This is a genomic window from Peribacillus sp. FSL P2-0133 (assembly GCF_037975445.1).
GTDB lineage: Bacteria > Bacillota > Bacilli > Bacillales > DSM-1321 > Peribacillus > Peribacillus simplex_E.
This window is the reverse complement of sequence record NZ_CP150254.1, coordinates 2,890,235-2,903,753: the sequence shown is the minus strand read 5'-3', so window position 1 is coordinate 2,903,753 and position 13,519 is coordinate 2,890,235. Positions and strand designations below refer to the sequence as shown.

General features: G+C 38.4%; 12 protein-coding genes. 8 read left to right on the top strand and 4 right to left on the bottom strand.

Translation table 11 applies throughout. The features are described 5' to 3' along the window. Nucleotides 1–8: 8 nt before the first annotated feature. From MKY17_RS13920 to uvsE, 3 genes are all read left to right on the top strand, one after another. On the top strand, nucleotides 9–1,112 hold the full coding sequence (locus MKY17_RS13920) for a GerAB/ArcD/ProY family transporter (protein ID WP_098373295.1): 1,104 nt from the start codon (nucleotides 9–11) through the stop codon (nucleotides 1,110–1,112). 415 nt (nucleotides 1,113–1,527) lie between these two features. Next, on the top strand, nucleotides 1,528–2,031 hold the full coding sequence (locus tag MKY17_RS13915; RefSeq protein ID WP_098373296.1) for a PCYCGC motif-containing (lipo)protein: 504 nt from the start codon (nucleotides 1,528–1,530) through the stop codon (nucleotides 2,029–2,031). A gap of 181 nt (nucleotides 2,032–2,212) precedes the next feature. Continuing rightward, on the top strand, nucleotides 2,213–3,184 hold the full coding sequence (gene uvsE, locus MKY17_RS13910) for a UV DNA damage repair endonuclease UvsE (protein WP_144553149.1): 972 nt from the start codon (nucleotides 2,213–2,215) through the stop codon (nucleotides 3,182–3,184). Between the two features lie 322 nt (nucleotides 3,185–3,506). On the opposite strand, the gene MKY17_RS13905 is transcribed toward uvsE, so the two are convergent. Both MKY17_RS13905 and MKY17_RS13900 read right to left on the bottom strand, forming a co-directional pair. Further along, nucleotides 3,507–3,626, bottom strand: a complete 120-nt coding sequence (locus MKY17_RS13905) for a TetR/AcrR family transcriptional regulator (RefSeq protein ID WP_339202387.1) — start codon at nucleotides 3,624–3,626, stop codon at nucleotides 3,507–3,509. Between the two features lie 136 nt (nucleotides 3,627–3,762). After that, nucleotides 3,763–4,683, bottom strand: a complete 921-nt coding sequence (locus MKY17_RS13900; RefSeq protein ID WP_339202292.1) for an SDR family oxidoreductase — start codon at nucleotides 4,681–4,683, stop codon at nucleotides 3,763–3,765. A 928-nt stretch (nucleotides 4,684–5,611) separates the two neighbouring features. Between MKY17_RS13900 and MKY17_RS13895 the strand changes: the two genes are divergently transcribed. Beyond that, the gene (locus MKY17_RS13895; RefSeq protein WP_194719377.1) at nucleotides 5,612–6,184 is read left to right on the top strand and encodes a site-specific integrase; all 573 of its coding nucleotides are present in this window, start codon (nucleotides 5,612–5,614) and stop codon (nucleotides 6,182–6,184) included. Nucleotides 6,185–6,668: 484 nt separating this feature from the next. Here MKY17_RS13895 and MKY17_RS13890 read toward each other — a convergent pair whose 3' ends face one another. Then, on the bottom strand, nucleotides 6,669–7,376 hold the full coding sequence (locus MKY17_RS13890) for a diphthine--ammonia ligase (RefSeq protein ID WP_339202291.1): 708 nt from the start codon (nucleotides 7,374–7,376) through the stop codon (nucleotides 6,669–6,671). A gap of 591 nt (nucleotides 7,377–7,967) precedes the next feature. Here MKY17_RS13890 and MKY17_RS13885 point away from each other — a divergent pair. The 4 genes from MKY17_RS13885 to glaH all read left to right on the top strand — a co-directional run bounded on the left by MKY17_RS13885 (nucleotide 7,968) and on the right by glaH (nucleotide 11,511). After that, complete coding sequence (locus MKY17_RS13885; RefSeq protein ID WP_339202290.1) at nucleotides 7,968–8,642, top strand: GntR family transcriptional regulator; 675 nt, start codon at nucleotides 7,968–7,970, stop codon at nucleotides 8,640–8,642. A 14-nt stretch (nucleotides 8,643–8,656) separates the two neighbouring features. Further along, complete coding sequence (gene lhgO / locus MKY17_RS13880) at nucleotides 8,657–9,874, top strand: L-2-hydroxyglutarate oxidase (protein ID WP_098373301.1); 1,218 nt, start codon at nucleotides 8,657–8,659, stop codon at nucleotides 9,872–9,874. A 28-nt stretch (nucleotides 9,875–9,902) separates the two neighbouring features. Further along, nucleotides 9,903–10,244 carry a DUF3870 domain-containing protein gene (locus tag MKY17_RS13875; RefSeq protein WP_098373302.1) on the top strand — a complete coding sequence of 114 codons (342 nt, stop codon included), beginning with the start codon at nucleotides 9,903–9,905 and terminating at the stop codon, nucleotides 10,242–10,244. A gap of 328 nt (nucleotides 10,245–10,572) precedes the next feature. Beyond that, nucleotides 10,573–11,511, top strand: a complete 939-nt coding sequence (gene glaH / locus MKY17_RS13870; RefSeq protein ID WP_098373303.1) for a glutarate dioxygenase GlaH — start codon at nucleotides 10,573–10,575, stop codon at nucleotides 11,509–11,511. An 864-nt stretch (nucleotides 11,512–12,375) separates the two neighbouring features. Here the strand turns inward: glaH and MKY17_RS13865 are convergent. After that, nucleotides 12,376–13,494 (bottom strand): FAD-binding oxidoreductase, encoded by a 1,119-nt coding sequence (locus MKY17_RS13865; protein WP_144529557.1) that lies wholly within the window; start codon nucleotides 13,492–13,494, stop codon nucleotides 12,376–12,378. Nucleotides 13,495–13,519 lie beyond the last annotated feature (25 nt).

Here is a 13,519-nt window from a genome sequence, read left to right as displayed (position 1 = left end):
AGGAGACATTGCCTAAAATAAAAATTGATGGAGTTCAGTTATTTTGTATGATGGTCATTTTTATGTTTGGCAGTAATTTACTGCTTGATATAGGAAAAGGGGCCAAGCAGGATGTCTGGATTGTGAATCTCTTATCAACTCTTTTTGGGTGTTTACTGTATTTCGTGTATATTTCATTATTTAAAAAATACCCTGACTTACCGATGACCGGTTATGTCCGAAAAATTTGGGGTAAATATTTTGGCGGTTTATTCAGTTTTTTCTATATCATCTATTTTGTTTATCTTGCTGCAAGAGTGTTACGGGATTTTGAAGAATTATTAATTAGCTCCACTTATAGACGCACTTCCATTATAACGCTGGGGATATGCATGATACTTGTTTTAATTTATGGAGTTCACCTAGGGGTAGAAGCATTTGCACGTGTTACATGCTTATGCTTTACCATTATTATCGTGACCCTTTTGATTCTGAACATTATGTTTGTACTAGGAGGATATACAAAATTGGTAAACCTTCAGCCTGTTTTAGGCAATGGATGGGGAAAGGTATGGAAAGAGTTGATTCCTTCTGGTATCACCGTACCTTTTGGAGAATTGATTACGTTCACGATGATTCTTCCGTATTTGAATAAAAAGAGCTCTGCCGTTAAAGTGGGCCTTTTAGCGATAATTATAGGTGGCGTTTCTTTAACTCTTAATTCGATCATTCTTTTGTCCGTATTGGGTCCAGAGGCGGTATTAAGATCAAATTTCCCTGCTCTTACAGCGGTCAGTTATATAAATATCGCTGATTTTATAGAAAGACTGGATTCGTTCATTCTTGTTTTAATGATCATTTTAGGTTTCATTAAGATATCAATCTTTTTCTTTTGTGCCATTATTGGCGCTGCAGACTTATTTCAAATGAAACCTTCCCCTGTATTCATTTATCTGGTTGGCGGTGTTATTTTCTTCTCTTCGCTTATGATTGCACCTAGCTATCAGGCTCATATAGATGAAGGGTTAAAAGTCGTCCCTTACCTTTTGCACCTACCATTACTCATTGGCGTTCCCATTTTATTATTGATTACGGCATATATAAAACAAAAAATGAAACCAGCAGTTTCATGAAGAGGGAGTCTGCCGGTTTTTGACGGCTGAGAAAACTATCAAACATAAAAAGATTATAGTGAATGAAATGAGCAGAAAGTAATCTTCTCCACGAGCTACTATCAAATATTGTTTGATGCTATAGAAAGAGTGCAATATATTCAAGCCCTGTAGGTTGTCAAGGAGTATAATAAGTAAATACGTGCCTAACAAAATTAACAATGATGGAAACATTCTCACGACAATATCACCTCATTCTTTTTACCTTAAAGTGTGGTTAATACTCTAAAAATATGCACGAAATCGTATTTGGGTTATGTGGTCTGGATACTTGATACTTGTCATTTTCAATCCTGATTTTGTTGGAACCTTATGCTTGTAGAAATGTCTTCCGTGCCATAAAATGGGAGTATGAAAATGATAAAGGAGTGTATAAATGAAGTTTAAATTAATGACCATCACTTTGGGTATCTGTTCTTCGTTAGTACTTTCAGGTTGTTCAAATGAAAAGGAAAGTGTTGTTCAAAACGAAAGCAGTCATGAAGGACATTCCGAACATACAGTATCCGGAGATCTTCAAGAGGAGACCAGCAGTAAGGAAATAGCACCGGATTTCTTGGCTGATAAACCTGAGGATATGAAGACAATCTATTTAGCTGTTGCTCAAAACAAAGATTTACTTGAAAAAATACCTTGTTACTGCGGTTGTGGAGAGTCAGCTAACCATAAAAATAATTACGATTGTTTTATCCATGAGAATAAAAAAAATGGTGAAGTCGTTTGGGATGACCACGGTACGAGATGTGGAGTTTGCTTAGAAATAGCTGCACAATCCATATTGGACTTGAATGATGGTATGAGCATCAAAGAGATCCGGAATAAGGTCGATGAAAAATATAAAAGTGGATATGCCAAACCGACCCCGACCCCTCCAGTGTAAGAACAAAAAAAGAAATGAAATTCTAGCGTGAAAATGAATATTTGAAAAATGGTTTTTGCCCGATAAACATTTGGAAAAAGGCCATTTTTTAATTTTTGGAAGGATGGTTGCTTACATATATAATATTGATTGCAAAGGGGAATACTTCCAATAACCATAAAACCGTAAAGGAGCTATCCCATTGACATTAATCCGCCTTGGTTATGTAGCCATGAGTAATCATGTTCCAAACTGTTCACCATCCCAAACGATGACTTTTGCTCAGTTTTCGAAAATTAAGGACAGAGATGCCGCGATAAGGAAGCTCGAACGCATTTCAATTTCCAATCTTCATAATTGCTGGCGTTTACTGATACATAACGAATCTAATAATATTCAGTTCTTTAGGCTTTCTTCAAAACTTATCCCTTTAGCCAATCATCCAGAAATTCCAGAATGGGATTACATCGAGCCTATTTCAGAAGAGCTGGCTAAATTAAAAACATTCATAACGGACCACCCAAAAATAAGGATAGATTTTCACCCAGATCATTTCGTCATCTTGAATAGTACAAATATCGATATTCTGAAGACATCATTAAAAACATTAAGGATGCATCATACGTTATTAAAAAAAATGGGAGTCGATCCCGAGCATCGCTGTGTTCTGCATGTTGGTGGCGGTTATGGGGAGCATGTACAGGCATTAGAGCAGTTCATCCATAATTGGGGTTTGATTCCTGAATCGATTCAAAGAATGGTCATTCTTGAGAATGATGATACTACCTATACTTTGTCGGAAACCCTTTATTTATGTGAGAAATTAGGGATTCCAATGGTTTTTGATTATCACCATTACCTCGCACATCAGTTACCAAGTGAAGATTGGAAAGACCATTGGAATCGAATATTAAATACCTGGAGTAATTCCAAGCTACCTCCGAAAATGCATATTTCAAGTCCAAGGTCCGATAAAGAATTCCGAGCACACGCTGACTTTGTGGATACAGGAATGTTCATGGAATTTTTGCAACAAATAAAGGGAAGCTTACCACAGCTGGATTGCATGATTGAAGCAAAACAAAAGGATGGAGCACTTTTCCAATTGATGGATGAGCTGAAAGGTTACAAAGAAATAGAAATCATAGATGATGCCAGTTTTTATATTCATTAATTGATTGATTGGGTTACATTTGACAAAGGGAAGTATCTAAGATTCTCTTTATCAAATATATTAGTTTACATAACATAATTATTGTTAATATATATGAATCTAACAACAATCGAGGAAAAGAAATTCCGGGACCGATTTTAGAAATCCTTAAACAAAATAAAGCCCCAAATTGCTGCTTGGTCGCTAATCCAGCATCGGATTTCTGTTCTCATTGATAAATTATTCAGAAAGATAAAGGGTAATAACTTATAGGTATAATGACCTTAAGGGAACGCTTACATAACAAAAATTCTCTTTTTGGGTGATAGCATTACGGACGTTCTCAAGTGTCACCTGCGCTTCTTCCATGGCTTCTTTCACAAGCAGAGTAAAAAATCTCTTCTTTGGATTTGAAATAGTGGTAGGAAAGACCTTGGTTAATTCCGGCCTCAGCAGCAATCATACTCATTTTTGTTCCTATGATTCCTCGGTGTGCAAATACTTTAAGACTGCAATGTTAATCTGTTCTCTGCATCATCATGAGGTTCATCTAATTGCGTCAACGATTGTTCACTCTCCAATTTTCAGGTAAGATAGGACTACTCTTTATCAATGGTGTCCGAGCACTGGATCTGTTCCTTGCTTACTTCCCACAAACGCTTTGCCGCGTCCATATTTTGAGCGGGTACAGATGGTATTGTAATTTGCATGTCGGTGTAATAACGGCCATTGTGACTGGTAATTTCGGCTGAGTCCGCCAACCATACCAAAGTTTCGGCACCTTTCTCAGGGCTTTGGGAGAATATCTTCATCACGGACATGGTCAACCGGGCCAATAGTCCGTTGTTCTGGTTAAAGTTCGTGGAAACTAGCCCAGGATCGAAGCAATGAGCTGTGACTCCGGTTCCTTCCAGTCGCCCCGCCAATTCAGCGGTGAATAAGATGTTGGCGAGCTTTGTTTCCGCGTAGCGAAATGTAGGGCCGCCAACGAACTTTTTGGGAAAGCTATAGAGATGCTCGGCGCTAAGATCGTCAAAATTAATCCCCTTCTTGGCCATCTTGTGACCGTGGGATGCGGTTGTGATTACTCGTGATTGCTCACTTTCCTTTAACCGATCTAGGAGCAGTGTCGTAAGCAGGTAGGGTGCTAGATGGTTGACCGCCCAGGTCATCTCCAATCCGTCGACAGTTAGTTGTCGAGTTTCGAACAAGGCGCCGGCATTGTTAATTAAGACATCCACTTTCGGGCACCTTGCCAGAATTTCGGCAGCAACCTGACGTATGGACTGCTGAGAAGACATGTCTGCTAGGAACACATCCACTGTGGTGCTATTTCCGGTTAATGCCTTAATTCGATTCACTACTTCAGTCGCTTTGGTCTGATTACGTGCGACAAGTCCCAGGTTTGCGCCTCGAATTGCGAGTTCTTTGGCTGTGGCCAGCCCAATGCCGCTAGTTGCCCCGGTAATCACGACGTACTTGCCTTTCACTGTCCACTTATTCGTAATTATACTCTCCATTGTTATTAAACCTCTATCCCTGAAAGTTTATGAATGAACAATTCATTCTTTAGGCAAATAAACGAACATCATAATTTATTTTCGAGCGCTTTTCACTTTACTTGGATTTGTGCCTACGTTAGGAGCCTTATTTTCGACAATTTCTGTTAGAAAAGGGAGTGCAGTCTTATTTATGGCCTATATACAATTATTCGGTACCGCTGCATAATATTCAATTTAATTCTAAAACGATATACCGAATTGCTACTCCGACACATTTTGGTATCTTTATTACGAACATTCCTGCGGAAGTGTTCGCTACGATTCCTATATATATTCGTCCCCTTATCGGTAATGGTCTGTTAATGGGCGTACTTTTAGCTCTGGATCTGGAATGTTTTGTGGATTGGTCAAATTATAAATGGTTGGAATCAAGTTACTAGAGTTACATTCAATAATATTAAGGGCCGATGATTCCTTAGTACAGGGAAAATTGGCTTTTTTTAAACAGAAATTACTTTTAGCGTATGTTTCCTGCCTTTTGTTGGTATGGACTCTATGAAAATAGGTAATGCATACAATTTTAGAAAATGTTTTAAAAAATAGTGAATTTTAATATGATGCATTTTCGTACAAAAATATAGATAAGATAAAAAACGAGCTCCATATTTAGCTTTTAAAGGCATTGGTTGAAATCATTAGAGTCATTCATTAAGGATGATATAAAAACGCTCTATGAGGCTGTAAATGCCGTTAATGAAGAATACTAGATTTAACATTATTCACGGTCATTTTTATAAGAATATTCCGAATGTAACAAAGGACCTCTATTGATACATTCGAAAACGCGTTAAATCAAGGTTTATAAGGGTATCGAAATTTATAAAACTTGCCTTTTTTTCACCTGTTCACGTACAATGAAAGAAGGGGAAAGGAGAATGAGCCACTCATGCAAGCAACCTCTCAAAGAATAAAGAATGTCCAGCCGATACGCCGGTTGGATCACATAGAAAAGATGAAAAAGTCATTATTAAAATATTGCAGCTACAGGGATTATATGATGTTTTCAATCGGGATAAACATTGGGTTACGTATAGGGGATCTTTTACAATTGCGCGTGAAAGATATTCTTGAGGGTACGCATATAGTCATTGTGGAGCAAAAGACTGATAAAATTAAGCGATTCCTTGTCAATCCTCAGCTTCGAAAGGAAGTAAGGAAATATGTCCGGAAATCGAACCTGAAAAATGAACAGTATTTATTTCCGAGTCGAAAAGGAAATGGTCCAATCACTAGGGTACAGGCCTATCGGGTCCTGAACAAAGCAGCTGAAATGGCAGACATTCCGGATGTCGGTACACATACCCTTCGAAAAACTTTCGGCTATTTGCATTATCAAAAATTCAAGGATATTGCTTTACTGCAGCAAATCCTTAATCATTCCAATCCAAAAGATACAATGATTTACATAGGACTCACACAGGATTTAATGGACGAAACATTAATGGATTTCTATTATTAACTGAACGGACAAAGATAACTCCTGTATTACTCATAATTTATTTATTGATATTACAGTCTTGTAATAGGAAGTTTTTCCAGTTCGAACATTATTACGATATATCTAAATGCGCAGAGGAATCGGGTATTGCGGGTAATTTGACAGGGCCTTAACTCAATCGAATGACTTCTAAAAAAGACTAGAATATAGTCTTTTTTTGCTGATAACATCTAGGGTTCTAAAAAATCCCAATTTCTTTTCAAACAATATATTAAAAACATTTAGACTTCTGAAAATCTGTTATTCTGCTTATTGTATAAATATGAAACAGAAGTTATCAAAATGAGATGGGGTTTTACAAAGGATTACTATAATAATATTATGGTAACTAACATTGGCCGTTTTCCTCCCGTCCAAAAAAGGATTCCACCATATGTACTGCCCCCCAATTGTTAGTGAACATGTAATAATTGAGGGGCAGTAAAGTGCTTGTAAGGAATGGTTATTAGGTACCAATATCCGCCTTCTTATCTAACTCCAAAGGCAAAAAAGCATATTCTCCGTCCTTAATAATTTCACATTTTCGAACAGGAATTGGCTGTTTAAAAATAGGCCCATCTATTACTGTGGTATGGAACTCTCCACCTTCTCCACAGGGGTCAATGCCGCGAGCTTCAAGTTCCTTCACGTATTCATGGGTTAACTTTCGCCCTAAATCATCATCACGCATTCCCAATGATAAATTAACGGTTACAATGATCGTTACAAATCCTAGATTCAAGAACTCTTCGACAGCTTCACGATGGTTCATTTCCCACAAAGGCATTCCAAGCTTCAATCCAGCATTCTTCGTAACTTTATCATGCCAACAGCCATGGGCGGGCATATCCAAGTCTCCAGTTACTAACACTTCAGCACCTTGATTTTTTGCATTTTCTAAAAGGCGCATAAATACTTCTTCATAATCACTCCAACTGGCAGCTGCAGTATATACGGGCAAACCTATAGATTCAGCTTGGGCACGTATGAGTTCCGGAGGCATGCCATGGGATCTGGAACGTTTTCCTTCTTCCTCCAGCATGACGATCAGTCCTGCAGGTTCGCCAATCTTCATTGCTTTATATAGAGCTAAGACACTATCCTTTCCTCCGCTAAAAGAAGCTATGAATTTATGCCCGCGAGCACTATTTTTCCATTCATTTAATTCCGCCATTCATATTTTCCCCTTTATTCAATGACTTTTTGGAAATTTCATATTTTATATATGATGTTTCATAACTATATTTGTTTGATTTTATCACGGTTGGAGCCATCAGATAAAATATTAATGCATCCTGATACAAAAAAACTATTATTAAAAGAGAAGTCCATCTCTAAGAAACTACTACATAATGGACTGGACAAGATAAGTCATATTGCTAAAGGAGGATTATCTCAAATCCCTAATGAACAAAGGTGAAATAAAAAGGCATGAGTCCCGGTGGGTGACGGGGTTCATGCCCTTAAGGCGAGCTAAATAAAGTATCTACTTTTAAGGCTTATTTCACATAATAGATGCTTTTATCACTTATATAATTACAATATGTATTTCCACTTTTCCATCAGGATAATACTTTTCAAAATCCAGACTATATTTTCAACGGGGGCCAGAAATAATAATCAGGTCTCAAGTAGATGGTTATCTAATGTTTTGTATCCATTTATTTTTAGATTGGATACAATATATTTAATTTTCAGTATTGTAATCGCTTTATATAGTTGATATAGTTAAAATTGTATCCAATATCGAAAGGTGGAAGCTGAATTGGATAATGCTAATTCTGGAAGAGATAAATCAACAATCGTTAAAAATGTAACCAAAAGTCTTAGGAAAGCGATTTTGAATGGGACTTTGAAAAAGGGAGAGCGACTCATCCAAGAGGAGTGGGCCGATCGCCTGAAAGTTAGCAGGATGCCTATACGTGAGGCCCTTACACAACTTCAACTGGAAGGGTTGGTGGAAATGGTTCCCCATAAAGGAGCAATCGTCACACCGATTACCCGTGATGATATTGAAGAAATTTATCATACCAGGTCTCTGCTTGAAGGTCTTGCAGTAGAAAAATCACTTCCTTACTTAACAAAGGAGGACAAAGAAAAACTAAAGGGAATTTTGATTGAAATGGAAGGAATTCAGTTATCTGATGAAACCAATGAGCATTATATCCTTTTGAATGCGGCTTTTCATGAAACCCTCCGAAAAGGGTGCCCATGGCCAAGGGTTCAAAAAATGGTAGAAACGCTGGGGATCTCACCCATTGCGCCGAATTTGCTGATTGATTATTACCCAGAAACGCAACGGGAACACCGGATGATATATGAAGCGGCACTAAGAGGGGATCCTGCAGAACTAAGGGCAGCAGTAGAATTTCACATCTTACGGACTAAGAACAATTTAATTACGTATATGGAGTTGCTGAATACTAAAAATCATCAATAAAAGGAGTGTTAATTGTGTATGATTTCGCAATTGTTGGCGGAGGAATTGTAGGATTATCGACGGGAATGGCACTTTACCAGCGTTTTCCTAATGCTAAAGTGGTAGTCATTGAAAAAGAGGCTGTTGTTGCAGATCATCAAACGGGACATAACAGCGGCGTCATTCATTCAGGAATTTATTATAAACCGGGCAGTTTCAAGGCACGGTTTGCCCGTCAAGGTAGCAAATCAATGACGGAATTCTGCCGGACGCATGGAATTGAACATGATATTTGCGGAAAGGTCATTGTTGCAACAAAGCCAGAAGAGTTGCCCCTTTTAGATGATTTATATTCTCGCGGTTTGCAAAATGAACTGGCTATACAAAGAATCGGTGTGGATGAATTAAAGGAAATCGAACCACATGTTAATGGGCTTGGTGCGATTCGCGTCCCGCAAGCCGGCATTGTCAATTATCGTCAGGTAAGTGAAAAGATGGCGGATATCATCCGGGGCAACGGCGGTGAAATTAAGCTAAAAACAAAGGTTGAGAAGATTGACGAGGGTTTTGATGATGTTATCATCGATACGAACAACGGTACCATTAAGGCAAAAATGGTCATTAATTGCGCAGGGCTGCACAGTGACCGTATCGCAGCAGCAGCAGGGTATAAAACTGATATGAAAATTGTCCCTTTTCGCGGTGAGTATTTTAAACTGAAGCCCGAAAAACGCTTCCTTGTCAATCATTTAATTTATCCGGTACCTAACCCGAAGTTTCCATTTTTGGGGGTTCATTTTACGCGGATGATTAGCGGTGAAGTAGATGCCGGTCCAAACGCTGTACTAAGTTTCAAACGGGAAGGTTATAAGAAAACGGACTTCAATGCGAAAGATTTAACTGAAGTTTTAAGCTATAAAGGTTTTTGGAAGCTGGCTAGTAAATTCATGAAGGAAGGGATGGATGAATATGTCCGTTCATTTAGTAAAAAGCAATTTACGAAAAGCCTGCAGGAGTTAATTCCGGAAATTCAAGAAGATGATTTAATCCCTGCACCTGCTGGAGTACGGGCCCAGGCATTACAGGATGATGGTAATATGGTGGATGATTTTCATATTATAATGGGGAAACGGACCATCCATGTATGTAATGCACCGTCACCTGCTGCAACAGCCTCAATTGAAATTGGAAAAGAGGTTGTTAACCGCATTCCGGAACAATCACACTTATTGGAAGCTGTATTGACAAAATAAAATTCGTTAAGAGAGAGGAAGAAGCCTCATGTTCAATGGTAAAACAATTTTTATTGCAGGTCATGCACGTTTACCTCAAGGGATGGCAGCGAAAAGTGTCTTTGAAACACTGACCATCACTGCAGAAGTCGATGCTAAATATGGGGTTGTCTTGGAAGCTTCCTGTACACTGGCAACAGAGCATGGCCGGGAATTTATTGGGCGTTTATTAAAAGGGATCAGTCTAAATGATGGTGTTGATGACGCGATAGAATCAATTCAATCTTATTATCGGGGGAAAGCGGCAAATGCACTGATTGCTGCCTTGAAGGACCTGGATCTCCATTTTCAGCAAATTAAAGCAGGAGATAAATCGAAACTGCCAAGTTAGGAATATAATTTATCAGAATAATATGTTAAAAGTGTTGACAATTTTACGAAAAAACGTTTTAATGGAATTAAGCCAATATTATGACATTAATACCTTTTGGAAAATACCTTTTCAGAATCGTGTAAAGATCATAATGATTGGAAACAGGAAAAATAAATCATACATAAACTGCATATTCGCTGTGACTCTATTCGCATAGAGCAGTGAAGTGAATATAAGCCAGTTGTACAGTTTGATTCCTATTTTATTTGGGGATCATGTGCGACTGGCTTTTTATATTTCCCGTTAACTTTGTCACCTATATTACAAATAACAGGAGGAATTATTCATGAGCATTGCAGAAAAAAAGAGAGCAAAGTTTGAAAGGAAAACAGAAAAATATGAGGTGAAAGTTCACCCTCAATCCAGCCGTTTATATCATATTGAAATTTCAAAAGAGGCAATCGCCGCTTTTTTAGAAACCGTATCGAAGGATAATCAGTCTGTTCAGCATCTGGAATATACACCATATGCACGACTCATCATTGCTTCATATCTATTGGATCAAGTAGGTGAAGATTTTGGTGAAGTGCTTCGGAACATCGTTCATGATCGGGAATCCGGCGGCTTCACCCTAGGCTTGGAGGGTGTCACGGAAAATACGGATGAATACGTCATTTTTGCAACGGCCATTTCATACTTGCTAGGTACTCCAAACCATGATTCAATGTCAGGAAAATATTATGCCCGCTTTAGTGTTCAAGACACGGATAGCAGTGATTCGTATTTGCGTCAGGCTTATCGATTATTTACCCTTCATACGGACGGCACCTTTGTAGATGAACCGACAGATTGGTTACTAATGATGAAGATGATCGAACAAAATGCACGCGGTGGCGAATCACGTTTATTGCACTTAGACGATTGGAAAGAGCTTGATATGTATGTGAATCATTCATTATCCAGCCACAAATTCACGTATAAGGCTCCAAAAAGCAAGAACATTGATCAGGAGATTGAAAGATTGACTTTCTTTAATCATAATAACAAACCTGGTATATGTTTTATCGATCAATTCGTTTATCCAGAATCAATCGAACAAGCCAAATACTTACGCGATTTATCCAATTCATTAGAAAGCGATGAAAGCGTCCTTGAACTGGAACTGCCTGTTGGAGATTTAGTTGTCGTAAATAATATATTCTGGCTTCACGGACGCGCTGCATTTGAAAAAGATCCGAACCTGAACCGTGAATTACTTCGCCAGCGCGGAAGATTCAATCAATAGTTTCATTTTGTAAACCCAAATTTTTATTCATCCCCAAACACCATTTTAAGATAAATTCTTTTCAACCGAAGGGTTGGAAAGCAATTTATCTTTTTTTTAAGGTTCGGTTAAAGAGTAATGTTGTTAATGGAAGGGAAAAAGAGGACCTTAACCATGGGGCATCTAAGAGGAGGGATTTATGCTCAATGAAACTTATATAGGTATTAAAGGATGGGGAAACATTTGATTAAGCATTCTATAATTCATCTAATAGTGTTAAAAGTAAAATTAACTATTTACTAGTGATATTTTGAAGATTATAATAAGAACAAATGTTCTTTATTATAGGAGGCATTAACATGGATGAACTAGAGGAATTTTTAAAATCACTTACTATAGAAGAGTTAAAAGTTATTTATGAAGAAGTATGTGGACCTGATGTTAATAAATAGAGGAAAAAATTTGAAATAGAAGAATCTCATTTTTTCATTTCATACAATGGAAAAAATAAATAGATACATTACTTTATTGAAAACGATTAAAGTAACTGAACCATCAACAGTCAAGTATGAGAGAAAAAATGTTTGGATGGTTATTTGTGGCTTCAACAATTTCCTTTAGAGAAAAATCATTCGGTATAAACGATGTTTGCTGCGCAAGCAAATATTGTTTAATGGTAAATAGATATTTGCGGTAGTTTTGAATCGAAGAATTTGTCAAATTCCCACAAGAATGTCCTGCTCGAAAAATTAAACAATTTATAAATCAAGGACCCATTAAAGGTCCTTGATTTTTTATGAGAGGACCATTTGAAAAAAACTGAATCTGGGTATTTTTCAGATCAGTCGATATTCATCATTAAGCCAATAGGTAATGATTTGGAAGTTATGTGAAAAGTGCGCCTCTTACATCATAATTTTCTATATCGATTTCGATTTTTCTATCAAGTGCGAGGTTTGCCAATAGGGAGCCTAAATATGGGCCCATTGTTAAACCGGAAGCTCCAAGACCATTGGCTACGATTATGCCTTCCCAGTCAGGTAGAGGACCCATGACAGGAAGGAATCCCGGCGTGAATGGGCGAAAACCCACCCTTGCTTCAACAAACGTACTATCCGTCAAACCGGGAGCGGTTTGCAAGGCTTTGTTGAAAACTTCCTGCAGCCCACCTGCGGTCATTCGGTTATCGAAAACTACCGTATTTTCATGAGTTGCCCCCGCAACGATTTTATTATTATCGAAAGCCAAAAGATATTGATCACTCGGAGGCATGACTACAGGCCAGTTATTCGTATTTTCATTTGGCGTTTCCAGATGAATGATTTGAGCCTTTTGGAAGGTGACTTGAAAATTCACGCCCAGTGGCTTCAGTAATTCCGGTGCCCAAGCGCCAGCACAAACAATGACTTTATCAGCAGGTATGAATTCATCTCCAAATGTTACACCTGTCACTTGTGCACCGTTATATGAAAGTATAGCCTCACCATACAAAAGTTGTGCACCGTTTTTTTGTGATGCCCGCAATAAGGAATCACGAAGTGCGCGTCCATCAACCCGCGCGGCACCACTCACGTGAACGGCTGCATATTCACTGGAAAGAGGCGGGAATAAGGCACGGGTCTCCTCTGCGGAAAGCAATGTGATCGCCCCAATCTCCGGTGCATCTTCTTTCCGTTTTGCCGCCCGGTTCTTCATGGCATTCAATTTAGCTTCATCTGTATGTAGACTTATGGCCCCAACTTGGGCATAACCAGTTTCTGTTTCCCCGTCCCGTTCAAGTTCTTCAATTAAACCGGGATAAAAAGCCGCCCCATTTTTTGCAAGGAGATACCAAGCTTGGTTGCGCCTTTGCGATATCCACGGGCAAACGATTCCTGCAGCTGCAGATGTTGCCTGACCGACATCTTGACGGTCAATAATGATCACTTCAGCCCCATTTTTAGCCAACTGATAAGCAGTTGAAGCCCCCAAAATTCCTGCACCAACTACAATGATTTTTTGCATATTCAACATCTCATTTCTCTCAAAT